The sequence below is a fragment of the Pararobbsia alpina genome (genome assembly GCF_902859895.1).
GTDB lineage: Bacteria > Pseudomonadota > Gammaproteobacteria > Burkholderiales > Burkholderiaceae > Pararobbsia > Pararobbsia alpina.
Window position 1 is genome coordinate 329,080 of sequence record NZ_CADIKM010000004.1, and the last position, 25,847, is coordinate 354,926.

The following is a 25,847-nucleotide window of genomic DNA, read 5'->3' on the forward strand; positions in this document are numbered from 1 at the left end:
TTGTAACTGCGCGACAAAGGTCATCTGATCTGCCGCCGCATACCCTCCGGGAAATGCGCTGTACAAAGACAGAATGGCTCGGTCTGTGGCCCGGCGCGCTCAGAGGAATTGCCGCGCTGGAGCGAAATCCATAGCGCGGGGCGAGGTCCTTCCAGGGCACCGCCTGAGGATCCGTCTGAAAATTGACGATCCGCTCCACCTTTCCGCTGCGCAGGCCCGGCCAGCCGGTCCCCGACCCTGAGGACGATCGCCATCCGAGGTAGGCCGTGCCGCGGAGCTCTCCTGTTCAGCGCGATACTTCTCAATGGTCACGCCCGAGACGGACTCGGAGCGGAACCCCCCTCACTGTCCGGCCGGCCCACCGAGCATCCCGCAACCTCATCATGCGTGCCGAGTATTTCACCGACCCGGACAATCAGATCGGTGTAGCTGTCCGCGTCCCACGCCAATCGGGTAATGCCCAGCAACACGTCCTGACGTGAGGTCTGCAACTGCTGGTAAGCCTCTGTCTGCCAGGCCAGGTCACGGGTAAGGCGCCGGCCCAACACCCTGCTCGATGCTGTTTCCTCGAGCGAGGCGGCCTGCTCTTCGGTGCGCTGCGACAGGTCCTGGTTGCCCGCGGCGATCTGGTGCGTGGCGGTAACCCAGTTGACGAGCCGTTCGGTTCGGTGCCAATGAGCCGCATGCGACAGGTGGCACGCACGAGCCGGATGAAAAGTACGAGCCATTCGAAAGCCGACGTTCCGACTCCCCCGCGGAATCATCCAACTCCAGCCGCCCTGCCCGAGATGCCAGTCCAGGCATATCGAAATGCGAAACCACGCAAGGAAAGCTGCCAGCGCCCTGGGCACCGTTGCAGGCGCAACCAGCAGTATCGCCGTTGCCCTGTCCGGAGCAGAAATCGGTGCGACAGCTGGCGTTATTGCCGGTCCTATCCGGTCGGTCTGCGGTGGCTTCGCTGGCGCCATCATTGCGGGGCTCGTCGGCGGCGCGGTGGGCTGGGCGGCCGGCGCTGCTCTCAGTGGTCGACGAGAAAGTGCTCAAAAACTATCTCTGTTACGCCTGCGGCCACACTTTCAGTTGGAAGCGGCCCTGACGCACCGGACGCCGCGCCGTCATTCCCCCCTTTCTCTTTTCCTCTGTTCGGCTTTTCCTATCACATTGCCTGACTCCGGCCGGGCTTTATGCACTTCTTTCAGGAGTTTCACAATGCATCTCGTTCACTCGATGGTCTACACTGGCCAGACGCCATGGCATGGTCTCGGTAACCAGCTTGCCGCCGACCAGCCGCTCGAAGTCTGGGCACAGCAGGCCCGCATGAACTGGAAGATCGAAGAATCCGAAGTGCGCTTCGCGGCGGGCGCGGCTGATATAGCCACGCGACAGTCAACCGGAGACCCGCGAGGGCTCGGCTTGCGTGGATCCGTGAGCTGACCGATCAAGCCACGAAAACCTTCCTTGCGCGTCAGCGTTCGATGTCGGGGTCCGGCTCCGCGGAATTTGATCGATCGTCTGACACCGGCCGCTCCAGTGCCTCGTGCAATCCAGTGTGTGGACGTTTCGCGTACGGTCTGTCTTGCTGAACGGACATCGCCTGCACGAAGTCCACGATTTGCATGGCCATCTTCCGATCGTCCAGCGAGTGGGACATCGCCATCGCGTGCGCGAGCTCGCGCCACGCCACAAAGACGCCGCAGTGGGCTTGCCATCTGGCATGCCGTGGTGTGTCGTCTGCCACAGCACGCCAGTAACGCGTTGACTCTCCTTTCGCGAGCATGTGCACAACGGCCTGATTCCGGTACCGCCGAATCACCCCCCGAGTGCGCCGTGCCGTCGCGTTTGCCTCCACGCCATGCGCGCGCAACTCTTCGGCGAAGTGTTCTCGCAAGCGTTGCAGATCGGGCTTTTGCAGAGTCAGGCGCCGGCCGTCCGACCCTCTCGCCTGGACACTCAGGTGCACGTGAGGGTGCGGCTCGTCGTCATGCGCGGCAAACACGTACGCGCGGCCATCGCCAAATTCCTGAGAGGCAAAATCCCTCGCCGCATCAAACACGGCTCGGCGATCCGTACCCGCCGGCATGGAGAGCACTAGATTGAAGACCTCGCGCCGTGAGCTTTTCTCCGGGATACCCCATCCTCCCAGTTGCCACGCGTCGGTAAGGTCACGCAACGCATCCAGTCCGACCACGCGCCGACCGTCCTGATCCTCCAGCGCAACCGCTCCGTTGCGTGAGATATAGCGAAAATGTTGACGCACTGCACCCATCCCCTGCCCGTCCGACACAATATTTGTTATCCTGATCATCACCTCCGGTGTGTGCCTGAGTGTGCGTGCAAGCTGCGCGCGCATGCGCGCTGCCTCATCACCCAGTCGCGCATGGGACAGCTGCGGCGCCCGGACGTGCCGTAACGCTTCATGAAAGAGCCGATCCCCCCAGTTCAGGAGCATCGCATCAATGTAGATTTTCGGATACGCCATGCTATAGCCTCCAGCGATCCAGATTGGCGCGCATGAGTGCGGCTACCGCGCGCAGATGGGTATCAAGCGTTTTCTTCACTTCCTCGAACTGCTGGCTGTTGACCGTGCCCTCGCGCGGCGACGTATTCTCAGTGTCCGACACCTGCTCAAGATCGCGCGCGAGGCCACCCAGCAGCCGGACAATCCCTGCAAGCTGCTGATTCGATGTCGCAAGGAGCCTCAATTCCCGTTCGTCAAACTGTGGCTCGCCCGCCAGATGCGCCCGAACCAGTGCAACGATCCAGTGATTACCAGTGAATCCCGATGCAGCGGCGCGCTGTTTGACCGCCGTCCATGCGCTCGGAGTCAACTGGATAAAAACGGGATGATGGCGTTCTTCCGAGTCCGCCCAGCGCGCCACGGGAACCAGCACCGGATCGCGCAAACTGGCGTCTTCCTGGAGGACGTCGAGAATCAGTTGCCGCGCAGCCGCCTGAGGCGTGAGACCGCGCTGCGCACACCACTGGTCCCAGCGCAGCCTGGCCTCTCCCAGTTCGATGCTTAGCCGCGCGCGCGCTTTCACGGCTCGAGCTCAGCGAGACAAGACGGAAGGCCCGGAGGCACGCGCTCGATCTCACGGTTTGCCGTGCGATCCAGTGTGCTCGGACGACCAGGGCGAGTGCGCGCGGACGGAGCCGTCGGATCAAAGACCTTCGGTGTGGGTACCCGAATGCCCTGTGCCTGGAACAGGTCGTACATGCGTGCTGCGTGCTGCCGCGCGAGAAAAATCGATTGCTCGCTGAACCCTTGCGCGCGCATCGCCGAGGCGATCACCGCCAGATGCATTGTGCGTTGCACCTGCACCGACTCGTCCCTATGGCGGTGCGAGCTGTGCCTCACAACGCGAGACGTCCCAGATACGGGCTGACCCTGCTGCCTGTCTACTGACGCATCGCGGCGCATCGCGTGTGCCGGGTGCGTCGATCTCGCGCGCTCCGGTCGTTCAGCATTGACCTGCCAGGTGTGGTCGTCGACCTCCTTTTCCTCCCGAGCAATCTCCTCTTGAGCGATCACCGCACCCGTCGAGCCCAACCCGGGGGCCTCGATCGCCACCTGGCGTTTGCCGCGGTTCGCCAGCGTGATCATGAATTCGCTCCTCGTTTCGGTACCCCGCTTGTGCTCTCGCACGGGTCAATCGCGCACGAAGCCCGCGCATTCATTGCGGCGCGTGTTTTGCCGCCCGCTGACGTATCCACCTCAGACTTATCCACCCCTGCCGTACTCCTTGCTGGCTTGCGCTTCACCGGACGGCTTCGTGACTCCGCGGCTGGGGTGAAGTCGGCCGCGTCCTGATCCGCCGCCGACAGCGCTCGCCCTGCCTGACCGACTTGGTCAGGCGGAACGCCGAGCAGCATGAAGTGCCGCTCCACGTACGCACTCACCTCTTCTTCGTTGAGATCGGCGAGCCGCGAAGGCAGATCGCGCGGATCCCGTGCCTGTAAAACCTCGAGATTTTCGACCGGGACGTTGAGCTGCCCCGAGCCATCCAGATCTATTTCGTCTGTGCGAAGTTCGCGTACGCGCTGCTCCACCTGCGCACTGAAGCGGGCAAGGTCCATCGCCGGCACTTGAGGCGCTGCCGCAAGCCGTGAGGTGAAGGCGGGGTCGCGCCAGTAGCAGATCTTGTCGGCAAGGATCGGCTTGGTGTTCTCGAGCACGATGATTTCCTTGTTCCGCCCGAGCTCCTTGAGTTCCTGTGGCAGCAACAGCGGGCGGCGCTGCTCGGAGACGCTCTCGCTCGGTCCGCCGCGACCACCCAGGATGGCGCTCGATCGGCTCACGCTGCGCGCCTTGTCGGTGAAGGTGCCCAGCATCTCCGAATACTCGTTGGCGTCCTTCTGCTCACGCGGTGCATACAGGATCTGCATCGCGTGATTCGTGATGAACGTGCGTGCATCAGCGCGACCGTAGACCGACTCAAGCTGCGCGACGGATTGCACGATCGAGAGCATGCGCAGGTTGTAGCTGGCCATATACGCAACCGCGCGCGCGACGATATGAATCTTGCCGATCGCGGTGAATTCGTCCATGACCAGCAGACACTGAAACTTCAGATCAGGGTTGTCCTCCGGCAACTGCTTCGTGTTGAGGTTGACGAGCTGCGAGAACACCAGGTTGACGAGCAGCGCCGCCTGCGCGAGATGATTTGGCGTGACGCCGATGTAGAGCGTCATCCGCCGCCTGCGAACGTCACGCAGATCAAAGTCGTTCGCGCTCGTTGCCGCATCGACGATCGGGTTGGCCCAGATCGTGAGCGGCGCGTTAAACGTCGCGAGGATGCTCGCCAACACCTTGTCATCGTTCGCGAGAAACCGGTTCAGGGCATCGACGCACGGCCTGCTCAGGAGCGCGCGATACCGTAGCAGCGCCTGTTGCAGGTACGCCCTCACGGGCATGCCGTTGCCGGAGGACTGCCGCAGGATCTCGCCCATCGTCACGGGATGGGCCGGGCTATCGGCCGTACCGGCGCGTCGCGCGTCGCGCCATTCGCACAACAGCAGCACGATACCCAGAAAGAGATTGCGCGCGTGGTCCTTCCAGAAATCGTCGTGGCCGCCCATCGGATAGAGCGCATAGCCAATCGCCAGGATGTCTCCGACGCGAAATACCCCGTCTGAAATGGCCGACAGCGGGTTGTATCGATGGGTGCGCCCGTCTTCGGCAAACGGATTGAACAAATAGACCTCGTGTCCGTGGGCACGTCTGAAGCCCGCTGTGAGGGTGTAGTTTTCCTGCTTGATGTCGAGCACCACGGCCGAATCCGGATAGCTCAAGAGGTTCGGGATGACGACCCCGACGCCCTTGCCAGAGCGCGCGGGGGCCGCGAGCAGCACGAACTGCTGGCCCGCAAAACGCAGGTACTGCCCGCGCCAGCTCCCCACGACGAGGGAGGGTCCGGTGTGGGCTGTGGGCACGGCAGTGACGGCGATCACAGCAACCCCGCCGCGCGGATTTCCGCATCGCTCGCGAAGCGCGCGCTGCCGTAGAGACGGCGATGACCCGAGCGCTCCCAGAGGGCGTACCATCCGAGACCCGGACCACCGAAGGCGACCAGTAACCCGAAAACGCCCGAGCCGATCAGCCGCCGCGCTCCCTTCGGGACCATGCCGTCATGCCCAGCACGGGCCGCGCGGGCCGCATCCAGCCAGGCCCACCACCCCGCGTGCAGCGGATTCATGCGCAGGCTTGCGTAGAGGAAGAACGACGCAAACCAGAGTGCGGCCAGTAACGCCGCGCCAATGACAATGAGAATCGCCAATGTCTTCGCCGCCACAAAGGCGTGATACCACCCTGGGGGTCTCATGGCCAGTTCCCTTTTTCCATGTCCGTTCATAGGCACTCACTCGAATGCGGCACGACACTTTCGCAGTGGATCGAACCAGACTTCCGTCATCGACCAGTGTTTGCCGGTCTGGTTGCCCGCATCGTCGAACATCGGCTGCGCCTGCATGTGTGCGACCACGTCGATACTCAGAAAAAGCAGACGCTTGAGCGCCGCGTCGTCATACGCGGCTGCCTCCGGATGCTCCTTGGCCATCAGCGCAAAGCGCTCGATGGCGACGGCCGCACTCGATGCGTGATAGCTGGTGATCGAACCGGCGTGCCCTGTGCTCAACAACTTCAGGAAGTCGTACGCTTCGGCGCCGCGCAGTTCGGCGAGCAGCACGCGGTCAGGGCGCATGCGCATCGTGCTGGCGATCAGATCGGCCGGTGTCACGCGAGCCTGTCCGTGGCCGCCCTTGCTGTAGAGGAGATGCACACAGTTCTCGATATGGCGGATGAACAATTCGCGCACGTCCTCAATCGTGACGACCCGCTCGTTTGACGGGATGTGCTGGCAGAGCGTCTTCATGAAGCTCGTCTTGCCCGAACCGGTGTTACCGACGATCACGATATTGAGTCGCGCAAGCACCGCGCGCTCAAAGAAGCCTGCGAAGTCCCGCTCGTCGAGCCGCTGCACGAGATGTTGGTCCGATGCGCGCAATTGCGTTGTCGCTTCGTCGAGGGCCGCCGGCCGATGCCACGACGTCTGCGTAAAGTGTCCCTCGGCGCGATACAGGTCGAGCGTCTTCTCCCGCGACGAAGGACGACGGATCGTGACCGACACCGTGCGGGGCGGCACGACCGGTGGCACCACAATCTGGATGCGCGCGTCACCCGGCAGCAAAGCCGAGAGCACGGGATGTTCGGCTGAGATGGCCTGGTTCGTGAGCGTCGCGATGGCCACGGCAAACGACATCAGGCGCTCGTAGTCGAGATCCGGGTACTCGTGGCCCTGCCAGCCCAGATGTGTCTCGGTGAGAACACGCTGCGGCCGGTTGATCACGAGCTCAGTGACGTTCGCGTCCTCGAGCAGCGGCGCAAATGGGCGCATCAGCTCACGCACGGACGCGTCGTCGGGCAACCTCGCGAGCAAAGGCTCCTCAGTCCGATTGGCTTTCAGCCCCAGCGTTTTCATTGGGCACCCTCCACTTGCAGCGCATAGACAAAGCTGAAATCGAGGTCGCGCGCGACGACGATCGTGAACTCAGCACCCTGGTTCTGCGTGAGCGTCGGGGCAATGTTGATCGTGCTGTCGAGCACGCGAGTGGCCATGTCACTACCGCTCTGTTGCGTGTTCTCGAAGACGATCGAGCTGTTGCCGTTGCCGCCACGTGTTGCCAGATAGCCGATCGCGTCCTGCGTGAAGCCGAGCAGCATGGCCGCGCCGATGCGCTCACCCCAGTGATTGTCCACATCGCCACCGACACCCATGCGCCCCAGCGCATCCGCGGCAGGCGAATCGATCTCCACGGTCACCCCGTTCGGCGTCTCGATCCGTGCCGCCAGGATGAACACGCGCTTTTGCCCGGGCGAGAGCGTCGAGCGGTACTCGCTATTGATCTGCGAGCCGCGTTCGATCAGCACCACCCGTCCATCGTCGGAATAGACATTTTTCGTGACCGTGCAGCTGGACAGCCCCGCTTCGCTCGAGTCAAACGCGGTGTCGCCCGCGCAGTCGATCTTGGCCCCCTGCGCGAGAATGAGGCTGCGATTGCCCAGGCTGCCCGCGCTCACACGGGGGGGCAGCGTAGGCGTCAACGCTTGTCCAAGCGCGCTGTCGGCCTGGCCTCGTGTCGCTGACAGCGGGCCCGCGCCTGCGCCCGGCGTTAGGGCGGCTGATGCGCCAGGCGAGCCCGCCGGCCCGTTATCCAGGACACCCACAGGTCTAGCTCCGCTACCCGACATGACAAGCGGTGCATCGTAATAACTGCGTTGCGGTGCGGCCCGCGGGCCGCCCACGGGGGACCGGGCTGCAACCACCGCCGGCACTGATGCCGACCGCGCGTCGGCGGTGCCCACCCCATTCACCGCACCCGCCCCATTCGCCGCGCCCGCCCCCCTTACGGCAAGCGTCCCCGACGCCGGGACAGCCGCGGCAGAAGCCGGCTCGTCGCCGAAGTTGCGCCCCTGAGTGGGCTCCTCAAGCGCTGCATCCCGACGCGCCTTAGCCGTCGCGTCATGACGCGCGAGAAATCCGTGCACGGTCCAGATGGCACCGACAACGACGACGACCACAACCGCGAGCGGTGTGAGCCACCAGGCCTTTGGCCGCCCGCTCCGTTGCCCCAGATCTGGCATACCCCGATCTGGCACACCCCGATCGGTCGGCGAAGTCGCCGTGCGTCCATCCGACGCGCTGGGACTGCCGGCGCTGCGTCCATTCTCCGGCACCTCATCGGGTTCGATGACGTGGCGGGGCGTGTCGTCACTCATGGCCGCTGCTCCGTAGAACGCGCTTCACGCCGCTCACCGTCGTGCCATCGTTCGGCGGCACGCCGTCCATGTCATAGGCGTCGTTCCACAACCCGACCACTTCATCGCCCAGGCGCAAGACGAAGCGCTGCGCGACCTCATGGACCACCACCAGGTCGCCGTCCATATGCCGGTCGACCACGCTTTCGGTATCGTCCTCCGCGACCCGGAAGATCGCGGGAATGCGCCGGTTGTTCGGAATGCGGATATAGGTGAAGCGGCCGTCGTCCCACGCGGCCGTCGGTGCGATGTCGTCCGAGCGCAGCATCACCTGCATCGAATACTGGGCATTGCGCACGACCGGCGGCTGCGCCAGGCGTTCCTGCACCACCGCCTGCTGGGCATCGACGCGAGTCTTCGTCTGCACGTCGTCGGGATACGCGAACGTGACGCGATACATCTCCTGCCCGTTGCCCAATCGTGCCTTCAACGGCAGCACGATCAGATCGAAACTGTAGCTGCGGCGGTCGGTGCGGATCTCAAGGTTCGTGTCATGCGCGGCAAGCTGTGGCTTCAGATAGACGTCGTGATCGCCTTTGCTCGCAACGACCTGCCAGCCGTCTCTATCACCGGGTGCCACGACGAGAATCTGTTCGTGCGGATCGAGCGCGATGTGCGTGGCGAAGCCACGCTGCGCATCGATGCGCACAACTTCGTCCTGCCGGTACGGCACCTGCCGCACGCGCGAGTCGCTCGACCCGACAGGGAGATCATAGCCGTGGGCAAGCCGGCAACCTAGCGTGAGCGCCAGACCGATCGTCACGAGAACCGGTCTCATCGGGCCCCTCCCGTCTCAGGGGGCAATGCAATCGACGCCGGCAGCGCAGGTGACCCAGGTGACGTAGCTGGCGTGTACTCGGGATCCCGGCTGTAGGCTGTCACCTTGAAGCCGAACGGGTTTTCGACCGCCACGCTCTCCCGTGTAAAAACCGGCGGCCGGTAGGTATAAGCCAGCGTGAGCACGAAGCGCTGCGGCGGCTGCGCGTTGTCCACGCCGCTCTTGCGCGTGGTGCGCTCGATATGCACCACTGCGCGCCCCGGTTCGTCCGGTGGCAGCGTGGTCGACAGAATCCGCACACCCCGCTCGGTGCCCCGTTCGAGCTGCCTGTCGAGCGCATCCGGGCCGCTATAGATCTGCCGGTAGTCACGCGCGACCGCGTCGTCGCTCATGTTGAGCACCCGATCGTAATCCATCTGCAGCAGGCCCCAGTCGTAGCGTTCGCGTGAACGTACGTAGTTCTCCACCCAATGCTTGTCCTGGATTTCGCTTGCATGAACGTGCTTGGCGTCGAGCACGTCAATCACCTGCGACTCCCCGGTGAGCCGGTCCACTTCGATGGGCAGCGGCACGATGCGGTAGAAGGGAACCATCACCGCAAGCGCAGCCGAGCTGAGCACGGCGACGCCCACCGCCGCGTACGCGATATACCACGCGCGTCGCTCTGAGCGTTGCTGCATGTCAGTGACAGAGGCCTCGATATCGAGCACGCGCCGATAGTCACGACCGACCTTCATGATCGGGCTCCGTGCATTGACGACGCAGGTGATGTAGGAAAGGCCGGCGACGCGAATGGCGCCGGCGACGCCACGGACCCAGCCGGCACAGCCGACACAGGCGTGACGCGATTCACGGGGACCCGATGCAACCCGTCTGGCTGCACGGGCTTCGCTGGGTTGTCACCGCATGCGCCAACCACCAACGCCAGGAGCATCGCGATCGCAGAAGATTTGCTCATGGCTGCTCCCCTGGGTCCCCAAACATGACTGGCGTCATCTGATCCTGTAGCCGCGTCGTGTTTGCCGCGCGGCTGAGCACCAGCTCGCTCTGTTGCTCAGCAATCAGCTTGTCCTCGGTGTCCGCCAGCATCCGGAAGAGCTGCAACTTCGTCATTTCGTTGCCCACCACCGTGCTCTCGGACTGGATACGCGCCTGCAGCTCAGCGACGCCCTTTGGGTCCTGCGTCACGTCAATCTGCTGCATGAGACTCTGAATCTGATTCAGTTCCTGCAGCTCGCTCTGGTACGCCTGCATCGCGAACGCCTTATCCTGAAAGGGCTTATTGAGCGCACGCTGGCAGACTTGCTGGTCGACGCCGCCCTGGTCCTGGCAGTTGTAGAGCTCGCTGGCCGAGCGCAAGGCCTGCGCGTTACCTGTCAGTCCCGCGTAACCGCCGCCTTGGACCGAGGTGTAGACGCCCATCCAGTTCAATGGCAGCGAGTTGGCAAGCACAGGGTTGCCAAGCAGTTGTCCGAACCCACGTGTGCCGTTCATCGACTGGTAGAGCTGGATTTCCTGCTGCACCTCCTGTTCGAGCTGCGTCACCATCGCGATGGCCTGTACGACGTTCTGCGCGTCGAACACGGGGATGCCCTGCGCGCGTGCGGTGGGCACGACGAGCGTGCTCATCTGCGTGAGCAGCGCCACGAGCAGCGTTACATTGCCGCCAAGCCTGTCGAGCTTCGTCATGGTGATCCCCTGTAATTCAGTCGCCCCGCTGCCCCAGGTGTTCCCGGGCAGCCCGCAGATAGGCCGGCACCGCACCGTCCCCCGACGGGCTCCTGCCGGAACCCGAAGGGTTGTGGACCGTTCCGCCGGGCCGCTGTCCGTTATTCCCACCACCCCCACCGCGCCCGCCGCTCCCGCCGGTAAGCGCACGGCCAAGCGCACTGGCGAGCCTGTGGGAGGTCACACCGGCTGCGAACGCGCCGAAACCGGACAGGGTTGCGCCTCCGGCGAGCCCGGACGCCACGGCGGGCAGTTGCCAACCCACCATCGCCAGAAAGACACCCGTTACGAAAAGGCCAATTGCTGCCACGTCCGCCGCAGAGCCTTCCAGCGCGGCGGTGATGCCGGCGACGAGCGACGCAGCATTTGATGTGGGCGATGCACCTGTGACGTGTAGCGGCGCGAGATAGGCGGAAAACGCGCTCAGCGCCATGCCGAGAAAGGCGGCGACCAGCACCTGAAGCAGCGCGTAGTTGGCGACCTTGGCGGTCCACGCTTCGAAAAACCGTGCGGTCGGACCAAACGCCGCACAGGTGATGAAAATCGGACCGAGTCCGAGGACCAGGTCGAGCAGCATTCTCGCCATCACCACCTCGAAGGCGAGGACGATCAGAAAGATCGCCCCGCCCAGCGCCGCAATGAGGCCGCAGGCAAAGTCAGCAATGGCCGCCGCAACCATGCTTAAACCGAGGCCCTCATGCGCGGCCTTGTCGAAATAGGCCTCCATCACGAGATCGATCTGCTGGTCGTAACAGTCGAGCGTCTGATAGATGCTGGTCGCGCTCGAAGCTGTCACGCTGGTGCCGTTGACTGCGCCACATCCCGGGTTGCCAGCGCCGCTCACGGCCGCCGCGTTCTGGATCGTCTGCGCAAGGCCCGCTGTCGCGCCGTTGACCGCAGTGACCACCTGAGCCTGATACACGCCGGTGCTCAATGCGAACGCAAGCGTGATGGCGAGCTTCAGTGCGCGCCACGCAAACGCGGGGACGGCTTCGTGCGCCTCGCCCCTCACCACGGCCAGTCCGTAGACCATGATCCAGGTCGTGACCGCGGTCGTCACGACGGGGACCAGCGCGCTCGCGAGCGCCGCCGACACGTTCGTCACGTAGGTCGCCGTTCCGTTTTCCAGCGTCCCGCCGATCGCCGTGAAGAGGCCGCTCATCGCGTGTTACCCCGTATCTGTTGCCCCATCAGCGGCTGCGCCATCGCTCGCGGCGTCTCTCGCTGCGCCGCACGCATGCCGGCCTCCATGGCCCGGCGTTGTGCAAGCGCTTCGTGAAACACCGGCAACCAGTCCTCGGGCGCATCGCCCACCTGCGAGCGGATCGTGTCTAGCAGTTCGACATTGTCCGTTGTGCCCGACAGCACATCGAGCACATCACCGAGACCCGCCAGATCCAGCCGGCCAATTGCCGAGCGGTGGCCCTGCTTGACGAGAAAGAGCCGGCTGTTCTCGCCCAGATTGCGCACAATGTTGAATTCAGCCTCCGTGAGCTTGAAGCCATGCACGTAGTCGTCGTAGTCCGCGCGTGGGTTCGGCAGGAAGAAGAAGGTCGCGGTCTGCTCGATGAGCGCACGTGCAATGTCGCTCCTGAGCACATCGGCCGGTGACTGTGTGTCGAAGATGCCCAGTCCGTTCTGCTTGCGAATTGTCTTTTGCTTGTTGTTCGCGAAATCCATGAAGACCGGATCGCTCAGACGCTTCCAGAATTCCGTCATCACGTAGACGAAGCGCCGCCCGGTAATCAGGCTTTCCGTCAGGTGCAGCAAATACATCGTGACCGGCGTGGACACCTCCGCATCGTCCAGCAGCTCGGTGTCATCGAATCCGAAGAGACGCGCACGGGTGAAGTCGAGCCCATCGGTGGGGTTGTCAAGCACCCAGCCCAGGCGCGCGCCGGCGCACCATTTTGCGAGTCGCGCGTGCAGGCTATTTTCGCCCACGTTTGGCAGCAATTGCCGCACCATCGACAGGCGGCGTAACGGTCTTGCCATGCGAGCCACTTCCCGCACCGCACGCGAGATGTCCAACTCGTCTTTGGCGTCAAGAGGCGCACCGCTGTCGACCAGCTTGCGAACCAGCCGCTCCCAGAAGTCGAGCACCGTTTCGTCCGGCTCGAGCTGAAACGGATTGAGGCCTGTGGGCTCGCCGCGCCGGAACACCGTATAGTTCCCGCCCATCGCGCGAATCGCGATCTCGGTGCCGCGGTCCTTGTCGAAGAGCACGGCCGCAACACCGTACTTCATCGCCATCGCCAGTAGGAAGAGTTCGAGGACCGTTTTGCCCGCACCTGCCTGGCCGATGATCTGCGTATTGGCCAGGGCCTTCTCGTCGGCGGAATCCTTCTTCTCAGGTGTCGCGTGGAAGTTCAGGTAGAGCGGCTGCCCGCTTGGCGTCTTGACGATCGTGATCGCCTCACCCCATGGATTGCCGTCACGCTTGCCCGTCGCGAAGTTGTGCAGGCTCGCGAGCCCGCAAAAGTTGCGCGACGTCAGCTTCGCTTCACGAGTCCGGTAACGCCAATTGCCGGGCAGTTGCGCAAACCACGCCGCGTCAGACACGAGGTCGATCAGCGCGCTCTGAAACCCCACATCGGCCAGCTGCGTGCGGGCCTTCGCGACGTGCCTGGCCACCTCCTCGGCCGTATCGCCCAGCACGGCGAGCGAATAGTGGTATTCGCCGAGTACGAAATCGCCGTTGATCAGGTCATTGAGCGCCTGATCCATTGACGCCACCTGCGACACCGCCGCGTCCTCGGCGGCGACGAGCTGGTTGCGCTGTCGCTCGAGCGCCTCCCGGGCACTGGGCCGATCAAGAATCGTGAAGCTCTGCGTCTCGATGTACTCGAAGTCACCATAGAGCAATCCGTTGAGCATTCCGGGCTCAGTGTCCTCTGGGTAGTCCTTCAGATCGAGCAGCGCGGCGTAACGCGTGGCGCTCGGCATCCGGATCTCGATCGTCTCCGCGGCGAAGAAAAGGCGTGACGTCGGCAACGCCTCCCGAATCCCGCCCGTGGGAGCGGGCACCGGCTCCCATACGGCGTTGACGAGATAGCTGAGGAACTCGAGCGCCGACGAATAGGCGCGGGGACGCCGTGTATGCCGGATCGGCTGCGTATAGACGCCGAGCGCCACAGGCTCGTAGGGCCTCAAGCTCGATTCGAGCTGGGTGGCGAGCTCGGCCATCACCTTCAGCGCGTCGCGCTGGTCGCGGCGAATGTCGTCCAATGAGCGCCGCCCCGCCCGGCTGAAAATCCGCCCGAGTCTCGTCCGGTTGGGTCGATAGACGAGCGTCAGATACAGTTCGTTGGCCATCATCCGGTAGCCGGCGAAGCTCGCGTAGTACCGGCTCGCCAGTTCCTCGCAGAACCGGTTCTCATAACGTGTCGTGAAGCGATCCGACACGCGCCGGCGCAGCCGGTGCGACCACAGCGCCACGTGACCGCCGACTAGTCCCCGCACGAGTTGGTTGAACCCCTCGTGCCGCACCAGGATATCGGTGGGGTCCGCCGCCTCGAACGCGATGCCCGCCATGCGCCAGATGCGCAGATAGTCGCCTTCGCGCGTCTTGATGACGTGATCGCTCACGTGCGTCGAATAGGGGATGAAGTCCGCAAGCGGAACTTCCCGGTATGCCAGTGCTGCGAGTTTCGACTCGGCGTGCATGTCAGGCCCTCCGTTTCAGGCGCACCGGCGCGTAGGCGTGCATGCCCCAGAACCCGCGATTGCGCTGCCGCAGCGTCATGCGCACACGCAGTGCGCGCTGCGCGAGGCGCTGATCGTCGTGACGCGTCATCGCACGCATCGTGACGAACACCGGAACGATCAAAAAGAGCATGGTCGCTCCCACCGGCGCACTCGCCAGGAGCGCCCAGATGGCCGGAATCAGCATGCTGCCGCCCACCATCAGAAAGGGCACAAGCGGCACGCCCCACAACATCGCGGGTCGCGTACAGCCCTTGAACACTGGATCCTTTAACGCGTTCATGGTTCGCTTGCCTTTCGTTGGATTACGTTGTTGGGATCAGCATCGCGGCGATGACCGTCGCACAGCCCACGAAAAGCCCGCCGATGAACACGTTCGCGATGTCGCCGAAACGTGCGTGCTGGAACATCATCTTGAAACCGGCCCAGATGATCGAGATCGAACAGACCACGCCGCCGACACCGAGCAGCGTCGTCTGGATGGTCGTCAGCAGCGTGTTGACCTGCGAGAGCTGAGCATAGGCGGGGGAAGCCAAAAAAAGCGCCGCAACGCTGCCAAGCGAGATTCTCGCCACCGGCGCAGTCAGAAGAGGCCGCTTGCGCAGCATTGCTTGAGTCATATAAATAAGGAATGCTGTTTTCATGAATAGATCCTATGCGCCGATTGACCCACCCGCTGACCCACCCGCTATCGACTCGACCTCACGCTAGAACACGACCGCGCTGTTATCCGGCCTCTCGTCGCGCTCGCCGCGCTGTGGATCGAACAGGTTGGTGCCGGGTTGACCGTGCTCCACCGTCTGTCGAAACGGCTGAGCTGGAAGACCATCCGAATCCGTCGGTACCACGGGAATGGGCGAGACGCTCGGCGCAATCGCGGGTACGGTGGGCAGGGGTCGTACCGCGACGTTTGCCGTGGCGTTGTTCACGACCCGCTGCACATAACCCGTGCGGTATCCCGTTACCAGACTGCCACTCGCGTAGCAGGACAGGCCTTGCCTCAACGCGCGCTGCACGTCAGTCTGACTAGCGCGCGCCAACTGGAAGCAGTTCTGCAGGATGGCACCGCCCGCCGCCAGGTTGCGACAGGGGTCGAACGCGTCCTGCACGTTCAGTCCAAGCCGTGGCCAGTTCGACCGGTTCACCTGCGCGAGTCCCACGCTGTAGTTCCAGTGCCCGGCGTCGAGTGCTCGAACCGTTGCGATTGCCTCCTCGATACTGGACGGCTGATGCAGAAGCCTGCCTCGCACCACACCGATCGCATACGGGTTAAACGCGGACTCGGTACGAACAATCGCCGTCATCGTTGCGGGAGAGACATCTGGCGCACATTGCTGCGCGAGGGTCATCAGGTCGGGCACAATCATCAGTCACCTCCATCCGTATCCACCCTGCGTGCGCGGTCCCTGCGCTCAAGGAAGCACCGCGGCCTGGGTCGGGTCGTCGGGCACCCGGGCGTTGGGCACCTGAATTACCCTGGGCGTGTGGCGCGCCGTAGAACTTCGTCATGGTCCGGTCCTCGGCATCGGGCATTCCCCGCGTGTAGAGCTCGCCGTTGATTTCGACGCATCGATTGATGCTCCCAAAGAGCAGTCATTGGCGTGCTGGCCTGAGAGTGCGCGCTTGCCTGTGCCATCTTTTCCTGCTGCGATCAGAAGCGTCTTCATGGTCGGTTGTTCCATCGGTTTGCGCACCGGGGTACCGTCACGAGACTGCGGCTCGAAAAAAAGAACCCGCAGCGCCGGGGAGGCTAACTGGGGGCTCAACGGGGGTCGTTCCAGCGCGCCAGAAACAGAAAAGCCTGCAGGGGCAGGCTTTGGATTGCGTTGCGGCACGCCACGTCGTCGCAGTGGGTTCGGTACGTCGGGGGCCGCTAACGCGTACTCGGTCGTGCACGTTGACCGGATCAGATTGTTGAATTCAATGTAGAGCCACTCAAGGTGATTAGCAAGGGGTGCGGCTCCAGCGAACGGCCTCTCACGATCTGCGGTGTTCCGCTGGGGTCCACCGTATTCCAGAATTTTTCAACGCCGCCCCAGATTGCCGCCTCGGCCTTGCTCGGCATGCCCCCTCAGGCACGCGGAGCGCTCTCGGTACAGATGTCGCTTTGCATCGCCTGGGCCTGGCCTTAGATTCGTTAGTTGCAACGCTGCTGCGTCCCATCCTGCGAAAGCCGCAAATGTGTCCCTCGGCACCACGGGTCATAACCTCACCAATAGTCACGCCCCGAGTCACACTCGCCGATGAGCGCTGCCCTACTATCTGGATGGTTGCAGGTTTGCCAGTGAGCGATCAAGCGCTGAGCGCGCCGCCTCAAGTTCAAGCGCGAACAGATGAGGCGGGCGTCGGGGTATCTTGAGACGGCGACACACCACTTCACGATTCGCATGCCATAGATACACCATGCGCAGCATTTCCCGGTGACGCGAAGCGAGCGTGCGCCAAGCCAGCGTGACCCGCGCCGCATCCGTCGCGTCAAACACGCCGCGACTTGAGCGGCCCCAGTTGAGTAAGCGCTCGTCGACGGTGCGCGCGTGGTCAACATTCGTCATGGTGCGCACCCGCGATCCGCCTGAGCCGACACACGGGGCGCGCGATAGCGCGAGGGGTTCGACAAAAAACGCTCGATGTCCCCCACCCGCCAGCCAACCATCCGCCCGCCCAACGGTACTGCGGGCGGAAACGTACCATTTCTCATGCGCTTGTAGATGGTGGAACGGCACAGTCCCGTCCACTGCTCGACCTGTTTTCGCCGCAGCATGTGCTGCGCGCTGCTCTCATGATCCACCACGGCGTGCCCCCGAGTTTTGCCCGGCCGCAAGATCGCCGGTTCGCAGGAGCATTCAAGCAACAAGCGCCACCGTCAGTCAAACCCGTCTTATCGACCGAACAACCCGTCGGTCGCAAACCGTGTTTCTCCGGACTCTTCCAGAACGCCGGATTCGTGCGGCAGCGGCAGTTAATCCGCCTTCACGCGAGCCATCGGTCGCCCCCGATCGGCTAACGCGATCGCAATAAGAATCTCCTGCGAAGCGGGTGCGTCTGCCACCGAGAGCGAGACCGTGTCGAAGTGGTCGAAGCTCCACATATCCGACACCCCGTGCAACGGAATGTCGACACAGGCGCCAGGTGCGCCGCGTCGGGTGACCGATGGCATGATGGTCTCCGCTGCAGGCAAACACGCCCGCACGGCCTTGCCCAGGCGAGGATGAAGGAGCGCGGCAGCGTACTCGAGCGGAACGCCCGTTCCAAGCAGCGCCGCCTTACCGTAGCTCTGGATGTCCGCGGGCGCGCTGCCCAGTGCTGCTATCGCGCGGCGGGTGAGCAGCGAGCCCAGTTCTGCACCCAGTTCATATAGCGGTTCAAGGACCGCGTCAACGTCCATGCCCCCGACGTCAAGAACCACCGCGGCGATCACCTGCCGGTGCGGCGGCGTGACGGCGACGCCGAGCTCCGCGCATCGCTCAACCACGTAGGTCACCCACCTGGATACGGGTACCATCGTCGGTATCATGACGGGCAGCCCACCGGCGCTGTGTGCTCTACCGCGTCTGCCATGGGCGGCGGTGCGGGAAACGGACCGCGTGCGGATTCGTAGGCGCGTGCCACGCGCAGCACCACTGCATCCGCGCCCCTCGCGCTAATGATCTGCAGGCCCGCAGGCAGGCCCTCGTCGGTCAGTCCGCACGGCACGCTCACGGCGGGCTGACCGGTCTGGTTACACCAGGACGTCAGCGGTGGCGCCATGCGCAGCGCCTCTGGCAACCCGGGCACGTGCGGCGGCCCCATGTGAAAAACCGGCGTCACCAGCAGGTCATATTCCTCGAAAAAGCCCGCCATCTCCTGAACGAGCGTATGCCGCGCGGCCAGCGCATCGACGAACGCCGCGGTGCTCACTTGCTCACCGAACTGCGCCAGCTCGCGCACGTCCGGGTCCAACCGGGTGCGTTGCACGGCGCTCATCTCCCGTACACGCCGAGCAAACGACACAGCCCACTGGATCGAATGCATCTTGCTCTCCCTATAACCGGCGAGCGGACGTACCTCAACCTCCTCGACACGCGCACCTAGCGCTTCGAGCAACAAGACCGCTCGCCGCACGCATGCTGCAATGGAAGGATCGACCGTCACACCCGTCGGCTGCGGGCTGAAGGCGATGCGCAGCCCCGCGATGCTGTCGGCAAGACCTGTGCGGTAATCTCGCCCGCGCTCCACTCCCGCGAACGGGTCAGCGCTTGCCGGACCCGCCATCACACCCAGCATCAGCGCCGCGTCCTCGACGCATCGCGCGATGGGCCCGAGGCTCGACAATGCGACAAACGAACTGGCCGATCCCGCAGGAACCAGGCCGAAAGACGGCTTGAATCCGACCACGCCGCTCCAGCACGCGGGAATGCGAATCGAGCCGCCACCGTCGGTGGCCAGCGACAGCGGCCCCATGCCGAGCGCGACGGCCACTGCCGAGCCGCCGCTACTTCCGCCTGAGGACCGGCGGGTATCCCAGGGGTTTCGCGTCACGCCGGTCAGCGGGCTGTCCGTCACGATCTTGTTGCCGAACTCGGAAGTGGTGGTCTTGCCAAACAGGATGGCGCCAGCTTGTCGCAGGCGTGCGACCGCCGGCGCGTCGGTGTGCTCCAAATCGGCACGCGCGGTGAGCGACCCATAGCGGGTCGGCATGCCGCGCACGGCAACGAGATCCTTGACCGAGACGGGCACCCCATCGAGGGGCCCGCACGGCGAGCGTTTCGCCCAGCGCTCTTCGGCTTCGCAGGCCGCCGTCAAGGCGCCCTCTTCATCGATGCCGCACAGGCCGTTCACGCGGGGATCCAGACGCGTTGCCCGGTCGAGCACCGCACACATGACTTCAACCGGTGACAAGGTATGACGACGAAAACTCGCGACCAGTTGGGCGGCATTTAGCATTGCACACTCGCTCATATTGTCCCCATTTTTTCAATCAAATTGCACGTGACCCGGGGGTCGTTTCCAGCAAGCTCCACTAGCCGTGGCACACCGGCACGCTCTGCTCGGTCGAATCGAGAAGTGCAAACCGGTTGTCCGCCTGGGCCCGTGCGATGCGCGTCTCGCAGAGCACGTGCGCGCCATCGCGGCTCACGCCGGTCGTCCCCCGCGGCAGCGCCATCGAGACGGCGGGAAGGGCTGCCTTGACACGGCCGGACTCAACACTGCCCGACGCGCGCACCGCCTGCGCGAATAGCAGAACGCCCACATAGGTGTTTTCGCCGTGCGGCAAGACCACCGCGTACGGCCCCAGACGCGGGACATGTGCATCCGCGTAGTGAGCGGTGTAGCGCTTGAGAAAATCGCGATTGACTGCGTTGTCGATGCTCATAAAGTAGGAAGACACACCGATCGTGCCCGTCGATGCACCTTCGGTCGCGATGCACAGCGATTCGTGCGCGATGTCGCTCACGAGTTGAGGCTTCATCGCAAACGAGCGGTACTGCTTGACGAAGGTCACCGGATCGTCGCCAATGCTGTGCCAGACAATCTGCGGACCGAGGCTAGCAATGCGCTGCAGCACCGCGCCGTAGTCGCGCGTGCCGAACGGAAACCAGTTCACGTCAAGCACCTTGCCGCCGCGGCGCGCGATCGACGCCTGAAGTTCCGGCACCAGGACACGACGGTTGCTGCCGATGTCCGACGCCACCACGCACACCGTTTGGCCACCATCGCGCATGAGCCACTCGATCGTGGGCTCGATGCGCTGGTCGACCGCGAGACCGGTGGTCAGCAGGTTCGCGTGGCAGCGCCCCTCATCAAAGTTCGGGTAGACCACGAGCCGCTGCGCGGCGCTTGCCGCCTGCAGGGCCGCCTCGCGCTCCGAGGGCAACACCATGCCGGTGATCATCGCCACTTCGTCGCGCATAAAAAGCTGTCGCGCCTTGTCAAGCGCTACGGCCGTCGACATCTGCGTGTCCTCGACGCGCAGCTCGAGTGGGCAACCGAGCAGGCCCCCCGCGGCATTGATTTCGTCGACCGCGAGCGCGGCGCAACTGCGGTTGGCTTCTCCCACACGCGCGAGCGGTCCACTGAGCGGGGCAAGCAGTCCGATCCTGAGCGGCGTCGCGGCCCGCACAGGGTAGACAAGCCCTGGCATGCCAGCAGAAGCCGCTGCGGCCAGCGCAAGTTTGTGTACAAAGGTACGACGGTTCATCCCGGGGTTCATAGCAAGTTATCCAGATGGTCATAAGGTTCCCCACCACCTGCTGGCGACAGGTACCGGGTCAATGGATGCGCGTCGAGTCCCCTGTGGCTCGGATCAACAGGGCCGGCATGGACGACCCGCCCGTTCTCGAGCACAACGCACCGGCGCGCGCTGCGCAGGACGAGATCGAGATTTTGTTCAACGAGCAGCACGGCGAGTGGCGACTCGCGACACAGCGCCGGGAGGACATCGCCGATCAGGTCGACAAGACTCGGCTGCACGCCATCAGACGGCTCGTCGAGCAGTAGCAACTTCGGACGCCCGCACAAGGCCCGCGCGATCGCGAGCACCTGCTGCTCACCGCCCGATAGGGTTCCGCCCTCCTGTTTGAGGCGTGCCTTGAGCACGGGGAAATAGTCGAACACGCTCTGCGGAATCTCACCGATATCGCCGCCGCGCGCTGCCCGTGTGCCCATCATCAGGTTTTCGCGCACCGTGAGCTTCGGGAAAATCCAGCGCCCCTGGGGCACGAGACCGATGCCGCGACGGGCGATCTCGTGCGTGCGTAGACCGATGAGCGGCTCTCCCCGAAGGCGGATCTCCCCTATTACCTGCGGCAGCAGTCCCATGATCGCCTTGACCAGCGTCGACTTGCCGGCACCGTTGCAGCCGAGCACGCCCACGATCTCGTTGGGCGCGATATCCAGCGCGAGCTCGTGCAGCACCGGCGCGTTGCCGTACCCGGCCGACAGATTCTCAATGTGAAGCATGGTCAGCTCCCCGGCCGAGATAGATGCGCCGGATTTCCTCATCGCGCGCGATGTCGTCATAGGTGCCGCGCTTGACAATCTGACCTCGATGCATGACCCACGTCTCGCATTCGAGCGCACGCACGAAACCCAGGTCGTGCTCGATAGCCAATACCGCGCAGTCCTCGCGCAATCGGTGGATGAGGCGCACCAGGCGCCGCGCGTCGCTCGCCGACAGGCCGGCTGCCGGCTCGTCAAGCAGCAGCAGCGCTGGCTGGCACATCATGGCCATGCCGATCTCGAGCCACTGACGCTGCCCGTGCGGCAGCCGGGCCGCCACTTCATTGGCCTGCTCTCGCAGGCCAATCTCATCCAGTACCGCTTCGGGGTCCGGCATCGGCGAGCTCCGATGCGTCGCGACACCGAGCCCCGCCACGATGAGGTTGTCTCTCACGCTCATCGTCAAAAACGTGTTGGTACCCTGGAACTTGCGAGCCACGCCGCGCCTGCAGAACTGATGCAGCGGCCTGCCCGCCATGGGCTCTCCTGCGAAGTAGAGCGCGCCCGAACTTGGTGCGATCGCCCCGGAGAGCAATGCCACCAGCGTGCTCTTGCCTGCACCATTTGGACCGATGACACACAGAAGCTCGCGCGGCCGGATGATCAGATCGACGCCCGCTACCGCATCGATGCCGCCATATGTCCTGCGCAGCTGGGAGGCTTTCATAAGTGGCGCATCCTTGAGGGGCGCGCCCTTGATGGGCTCGTCCATTACTGGCCTCCTTGCGCGCGGCGCACACCGGCCAGCGGACGCCTCACGACAAGCGCGCGCCGGACCCGCCGCAGACTGATTGCGGCCTGGCGGAACCTCAGGCCGTCTGGCAGAAACAGCACACAGCCGAGAAACACTGCACCCAGCAAGAGTGGCCACAACTCCGTGCTGTAGCTGCTGATCCTCTGTTTCAGAAGCGTAAAGGCCACGGCGGCGATCACGGCACCGCCCAGCGAACCTCGGCCACCCACCGCGACCCACAGGATGACTTCGGTCGCCAGCAAGGGCGAAAAGACGTCCGGCGCCACGACGCCCGAACACGCTGCCATCAGACTGCCGGCGAGTGCCGCGAGCACCGCGGAGATGACGAACAGCAGCAGCAGCTGAAACGACGTGTGATAGCCGCAGGCGCTTGCCCGCCACTCGTTCGTGGCGATCGCCGCAAGGACTTTGCCATAGCGGCTCCGGCAGGCCAGCCACGTGATGCAGGTGGTAACGAGCACGACGGTCGCCACGGTGTACCAGGCGCCAAGGGGGCCACTGAGGTCGAGCGTGTGCCCGGCGAACGTCGCGGACAGCCCCGGAATACCGAGGACGCCGGTGTCGCCTCCCGTGACCGATTGCCAGCTCGTGGCGAGTTGCTGGGCAATGATCAATACGGCCATACTGATGATGGCAAAGAAATGCAGCCGTACGCCTGCGCAAAGCAGGAAATAGCCCAGAAGAGCAGCGACGGTCCCCGCGCACAGCAGCCCGATGAGGAGTGCGTTCAGGGGTTGGAGGCCGAAATGCACCGTAGCGGTGGCAAACCCGTACGCCCCCAGCCCGAAGAAGGTGGTGTGGCCGAGCGTCAACACCCCTGCCTTGCCCCACAGCAGATCATAGCTGAGTGCAAGAAGCCCCATTACCAGCGCGTCACGCACAGTGGAAAGCGCATATGGCGCCAGGCAATGCGGGAGGACCAGGATCAGCAGCGCCCCCAAGGCACATCCACCGGCAAACGGTACATCACTGGAGCCCGGCTTGGGTTGCGCCAGCCACAGGCCGGCATGCCTCTTGATTCGACGGAACATGATTTACCTCTTCCCCAGAAGCTGATGGGCGGCACTGAATCCAGGTAGGAGACCCTGCGGTCTGAACCGGATCAGGACGACGGACAGGATCAGCACGAGCGCGGACGCGAACGATGGATCGACCTGATAGCTGAATAACGTCTCGGCGGTACCGATCATGGCGCTGCCAAGAAGACTGCCGGCGATCGAGCCGATACCGCCCAGGACGATCACGAAGAATGCCTTGCCGAGGTAGTACACGCCGAGATGAGATTCCACCGAGACCATGGGGGCCACCAGCACACCGGCAAGCGAGGCCAGTGCTGCCCCGCCCGCAAACGCGATCCGGTTCAAATGACGGGTATTAATGCCGGAGGCCTCCGCCATAGCGGGGTGCTGGATGACCGCGCGCAGTTGGGTGCCGAAACCCGTGCGCGAAAACACCAGCCAGCAGCCCGCCGTCACCGCAAAGGCCACGCCGATCATAAAAACACGGTAGGCGGGGTAGGCGTCGCCGAACAACGACACGGCACCGTCAAACGGCGCGTACACGAGCATGGGCTGAGTACCGAAGACGAGTTCCAGTGTCTTCTGCAAAATAAGGCTCACCGCGTATGTGGCGAGCAACGTGTCGAGCGGGCGCTTATACAGCAGACGGATCACCGAGCATTCCAGTAACCATCCGAACGCGGCGCCCACTGCCGGGGCAACGATGAGCGCGATCCAGAATGCATCCCGCCCACCTATCGACTGGGCCACCGAAAGTGCGTAGGCGCCGATCGTGACCCACTCGGCATGAGCGAGGTTCACGATGTCCATCATGCCGAACACGATGGCAAGGCCCACGGCCACAAGGGCAAGAATGCTGACGTAACTCAGAATATTTAAGATAGCTATCACGATGGCAATGTGTAGATATGGGTAAATCCATAGGCGTCAGAACATGGCAACTGCAAGTCGACTCCGCGCCGCCAACTCACGCAGGCCAGCATTCGTCGCGTCGTCACCGGCATCAACTGCCCACCTCCGACGCAGACACCTCACGCATGCAACTCCAAACTAAATTCACAATATTTTGTTAAAACGTAAATGTCAACGTGGAAATTCACAATTAATTGTGAATTTCTGGTCGCGCGTTATCTGATACTCGATGCGCCCAGCCACGTTGAGCCCGCATGACCAAGGAAGCACTAATCGAGGCGCTCGGAAAAGAGATCCGAGCGCGCCGCAAGCTAAAAAAACTGACTCAAGCCGGACTTGCGCTCCGGGCGGGCATTCATTCCAACACCGTATCGCTTATCGAGCGCGCCGAAACGGAAGCTGGCATTGACGCGCTTTTCGAAATAGCAAACGCACTTGGAATCAGCGTCTCCCAGTTACTTAAGTCTGCCGAGGATCGCTTAAACGCGCGGTGAGCTCTTCGCCACTGGGCATGGGCGCGCGCAACCTCGCCTCCGCAAGTTCGCCAATTCAAGTTTTCGTTCCCGTATCTATGGTCAGCTTCAGCGCATCTTCCGCTGAGTGAGCACAGGACGGAAGCTCCTCCCACCTCCCGTTACTTTCAACTGTTAGACAAACGCCTGCACGACGAGGACAGAGATTCTCGCCATGAACGATCCACTGCGTCGTTCCGACCAACCCAACTCAGGTCAATTGTTATTATTAATTTACGACAGTTCGAATGGTTCGGTCAATGGCGAAGAGTCGGTGTTTACCCCGAAATTTTCCCGGATACTTTCACTTTACCTTCCACGCTTGACAAGCCCACATGGCACACCTATCGTTATTAATTACAATTAATAGGAGGCACGATGAGCAACGATCTGTGCGATCTCAGCGTTCGGGAACTGACCGCGCTATACCCATCTCGTTATACACATCTTGACTGGCGAGTCTCGGTCGCGAAAAAGCGTGTTTACTTTCAATGACATAGAGCGGCGCTTGTAAACTGGCGGCGGATCGCGTTTACTCTCTGCTTTTGAGTGGACGCCTTGGTTACCGAATCGACGCCTTGGACGCAAACGGAATTCGAACAACTGGACCTGGGCGATGCGCGCCTGAACAAGCGAGCGAGGCTTTTGATGGAAAGAATGGCGGCCGACCCGATGGCCAGCGTGCCTCAGGCATGCCACGGTTGGGGCGAAACGATAGCGGCGTACCGCTTCTTCGACAACGACAAGGTCGAGTGGCATGCGCTTCTGGAGCCGCATTGGCAGCAAACGCAAAAGCGGATGCAAGCCCATCCTGTCATTCTTTGCCTGCAAGACACTACCGAGCTCGATTTCAACGGTCAGGATGCGCTCGGACTGGGGCCGCTGACTTACGAGGCGCAGCGGGGCATGTATCTGCATCCGACCTATGCGGTCACGCCTGAGCGCGAGCCGTTGGGCATTCTGGACGCGTGGATGTGGGCCCGCGAGAAGAAGGACGAATCCGGCAAGCGTGGCGGCCCCAAGGAAAGTTTGCGTTGGATCGAAGGTTATGAGCGCATCGCCGAGATGGCGCCGAGTCTGCCATCCGCGCGCTTGGTGTATGTGGCCGACCGCGAAGCGGATCTGATGGCGCTGATGGAGCGCGCAC

28 protein-coding genes are annotated in these 25,847 nt (G+C 63.3%); 3 read left to right on the plus strand and 25 right to left on the minus strand.

Annotation, left to right across the window (positions count from 1 at the left end; genetic code table 11):
- Nucleotides 1–308: 308 nt before the first annotated feature.
- Nucleotides 309–728, minus strand: a complete 420-nt coding sequence (locus HV670_RS30920; protein ID WP_246257097.1) for a hypothetical protein — start codon at nt 726–728, stop codon at nt 309–311.
- Between the two features lie 481 nt (nt 729–1,209).
- Here HV670_RS30920 and HV670_RS07225 point away from each other — a divergent pair, with 481 nt between their 5' ends.
- Nucleotides 1,210–1,434, plus strand: a complete 225-nt coding sequence (locus HV670_RS07225) for a hypothetical protein (protein WP_175103698.1) — start codon at nt 1,210–1,212, stop codon at nt 1,432–1,434.
- Between the two features lie 31 nt (nt 1,435–1,465).
- Here HV670_RS07225 and HV670_RS07230 read toward each other — a convergent pair whose 3' ends face one another.
- The 24 genes from HV670_RS07230 to HV670_RS07345 all read right to left on the minus strand — a co-directional run bounded on the left by HV670_RS07230 (nt 1,466) and on the right by HV670_RS07345 (nt 24,167).
- A complete protein-coding gene (locus HV670_RS07230; RefSeq protein WP_175104049.1) occupies nt 1,466–2,479 on the minus strand; it encodes a relaxase/mobilization nuclease domain-containing protein in 1,014 nt (337 codons plus the stop codon).
- A 1-nt stretch (nt 2,480) separates the two neighbouring features.
- The gene (locus HV670_RS07235; RefSeq protein ID WP_175104050.1) at nt 2,481–3,041 is read right to left on the minus strand and encodes a plasmid stabilization protein; all 561 of its coding nucleotides are present in this window, start codon (nt 3,039–3,041) and stop codon (nt 2,481–2,483) included.
- A complete protein-coding gene (locus tag HV670_RS07240) occupies nt 3,038–3,604 on the minus strand; it encodes a hypothetical protein (protein WP_175104051.1) in 567 nt (188 codons plus the stop codon). The genes HV670_RS07235 and HV670_RS07240 overlap by 4 nt, the downstream gene beginning before the upstream one ends.
- The gene (locus tag HV670_RS07245) at nt 3,601–5,544 is read right to left on the minus strand and encodes a type IV secretory system conjugative DNA transfer family protein (protein WP_175104052.1); all 1,944 of its coding nucleotides are present in this window, start codon (nt 5,542–5,544) and stop codon (nt 3,601–3,603) included. The genes HV670_RS07240 and HV670_RS07245 overlap by 4 nt, the downstream gene beginning before the upstream one ends.
- Complete coding sequence (locus HV670_RS07250) at nt 5,448–5,822, minus strand: hypothetical protein (RefSeq protein ID WP_175104053.1); 375 nt, start codon at nt 5,820–5,822, stop codon at nt 5,448–5,450. Before HV670_RS07250 ends, HV670_RS07245 begins: the two co-directional genes overlap by 97 nt.
- A gap of 36 nt (nt 5,823–5,858) precedes the next feature.
- Nucleotides 5,859–6,977, minus strand: a complete 1,119-nt coding sequence (virB11, locus tag HV670_RS07255) for a P-type DNA transfer ATPase VirB11 (RefSeq protein ID WP_175104054.1) — start codon at nt 6,975–6,977, stop codon at nt 5,859–5,861.
- Complete coding sequence (gene virB10, locus HV670_RS07260; protein ID WP_175104055.1) at nt 6,974–8,275, minus strand: type IV secretion system protein VirB10; 1,302 nt, start codon at nt 8,273–8,275, stop codon at nt 6,974–6,976. The genes virB11 and virB10 overlap by 4 nt, the downstream gene beginning before the upstream one ends.
- Nucleotides 8,268–9,092, minus strand: a complete 825-nt coding sequence (locus tag HV670_RS07265) for a TrbG/VirB9 family P-type conjugative transfer protein (RefSeq protein WP_175104056.1) — start codon at nt 9,090–9,092, stop codon at nt 8,268–8,270. The genes virB10 and HV670_RS07265 overlap by 8 nt, the downstream gene beginning before the upstream one ends.
- Entirely contained in the window at nt 9,089–9,829 is a 741-nt protein-coding gene (locus HV670_RS07270; RefSeq protein WP_175104057.1) for a VirB8 family type IV secretion system protein, read from the minus strand. Before HV670_RS07270 ends, HV670_RS07265 begins: the two co-directional genes overlap by 4 nt.
- Before the next feature lie 217 nt (nt 9,830–10,046).
- Nucleotides 10,047–10,721, minus strand: coding sequence for a P-type DNA transfer protein VirB5 (gene virB5 / locus HV670_RS07275; RefSeq protein WP_175104107.1), 675 nt, complete (start codon nt 10,719–10,721; stop codon nt 10,047–10,049).
- Between the two features lie 76 nt (nt 10,722–10,797).
- Nucleotides 10,798–11,982: a TrbL/VirB6 family protein gene (locus HV670_RS07280; RefSeq protein WP_175104058.1), complete on the minus strand. Its 1,185-nt coding sequence runs from the start codon at nt 11,980–11,982 to the stop codon at nt 10,798–10,800.
- Nucleotides 11,979–14,486, minus strand: a complete 2,508-nt coding sequence (locus HV670_RS07285; RefSeq protein WP_175104059.1) for a VirB4 family type IV secretion/conjugal transfer ATPase — start codon at nt 14,484–14,486, stop codon at nt 11,979–11,981. The genes HV670_RS07280 and HV670_RS07285 overlap by 4 nt, the downstream gene beginning before the upstream one ends.
- Before the next feature lies 1 nt (nt 14,487).
- The gene (locus tag HV670_RS07290) at nt 14,488–14,808 is read right to left on the minus strand and encodes a VirB3 family type IV secretion system protein (protein ID WP_175104060.1); all 321 of its coding nucleotides are present in this window, start codon (nt 14,806–14,808) and stop codon (nt 14,488–14,490) included.
- A gap of 22 nt (nt 14,809–14,830) precedes the next feature.
- Nucleotides 14,831–15,133 (minus strand): TrbC/VirB2 family protein, encoded by a 303-nt coding sequence (locus tag HV670_RS07295; protein WP_425511397.1) that lies wholly within the window; start codon nt 15,131–15,133, stop codon nt 14,831–14,833.
- A 99-nt stretch (nt 15,134–15,232) separates the two neighbouring features.
- A complete protein-coding gene (locus HV670_RS07300) occupies nt 15,233–15,892 on the minus strand; it encodes a lytic transglycosylase domain-containing protein (RefSeq protein WP_175104062.1) in 660 nt (219 codons plus the stop codon).
- Nucleotides 15,893–16,783: 891 nt separating this feature from the next.
- Entirely contained in the window at nt 16,784–17,077 is a 294-nt protein-coding gene (locus HV670_RS07305; RefSeq protein ID WP_175104063.1) for a hypothetical protein, read from the minus strand.
- Entirely contained in the window at nt 17,074–17,286 is a 213-nt protein-coding gene (locus HV670_RS07310) for a helix-turn-helix transcriptional regulator (protein WP_175104108.1), read from the minus strand. Before HV670_RS07310 ends, HV670_RS07305 begins: the two co-directional genes overlap by 4 nt.
- 198 nt (nt 17,287–17,484) lie before the next feature.
- The gene (locus tag HV670_RS07315; protein WP_246257082.1) at nt 17,485–18,027 is read right to left on the minus strand and encodes an amino acid synthesis family protein; all 543 of its coding nucleotides are present in this window, start codon (nt 18,025–18,027) and stop codon (nt 17,485–17,487) included.
- An 8-nt stretch (nt 18,028–18,035) separates the two neighbouring features.
- The gene (locus HV670_RS07320) at nt 18,036–19,463 is read right to left on the minus strand and encodes an amidase family protein (protein WP_175104065.1); all 1,428 of its coding nucleotides are present in this window, start codon (nt 19,461–19,463) and stop codon (nt 18,036–18,038) included.
- Between the two features lie 61 nt (nt 19,464–19,524).
- Nucleotides 19,525–20,703: an ABC transporter substrate-binding protein gene (locus HV670_RS07325; RefSeq protein WP_175104066.1), complete on the minus strand. Its 1,179-nt coding sequence runs from the start codon at nt 20,701–20,703 to the stop codon at nt 19,525–19,527.
- Between the two features lie 8 nt (nt 20,704–20,711).
- A complete protein-coding gene (locus HV670_RS07330; protein WP_175104067.1) occupies nt 20,712–21,464 on the minus strand; it encodes an ABC transporter ATP-binding protein in 753 nt (250 codons plus the stop codon).
- Complete coding sequence (locus HV670_RS07335; protein ID WP_425511398.1) at nt 21,451–22,170, minus strand: ABC transporter ATP-binding protein; 720 nt, start codon at nt 22,168–22,170, stop codon at nt 21,451–21,453. The genes HV670_RS07330 and HV670_RS07335 overlap by 14 nt, the downstream gene beginning before the upstream one ends.
- A 44-nt stretch (nt 22,171–22,214) precedes the next feature.
- Complete coding sequence (locus tag HV670_RS07340; RefSeq protein WP_175104069.1) at nt 22,215–23,288, minus strand: branched-chain amino acid ABC transporter permease; 1,074 nt, start codon at nt 23,286–23,288, stop codon at nt 22,215–22,217.
- A gap of 3 nt (nt 23,289–23,291) precedes the next feature.
- Nucleotides 23,292–24,167 (minus strand): branched-chain amino acid ABC transporter permease, encoded by an 876-nt coding sequence (locus HV670_RS07345; RefSeq protein WP_175104070.1) that lies wholly within the window; start codon nt 24,165–24,167, stop codon nt 23,292–23,294.
- Nucleotides 24,168–24,442: 275 nt separating this feature from the next.
- On the opposite strand from HV670_RS07345, the gene HV670_RS07350 reads away from it, so the two are divergent.
- Complete coding sequence (locus HV670_RS07350; protein ID WP_175104071.1) at nt 24,443–24,682, plus strand: helix-turn-helix domain-containing protein; 240 nt, start codon at nt 24,443–24,445, stop codon at nt 24,680–24,682.
- Nucleotides 24,683–25,249: 567 nt separating this feature from the next.
- A partial coding sequence (locus HV670_RS07355; protein ID WP_425511395.1) for an IS4/Tn5 family transposase DNA-binding protein occupies nt 25,250–25,847 on the plus strand: 598 nt, incomplete at its 3' end.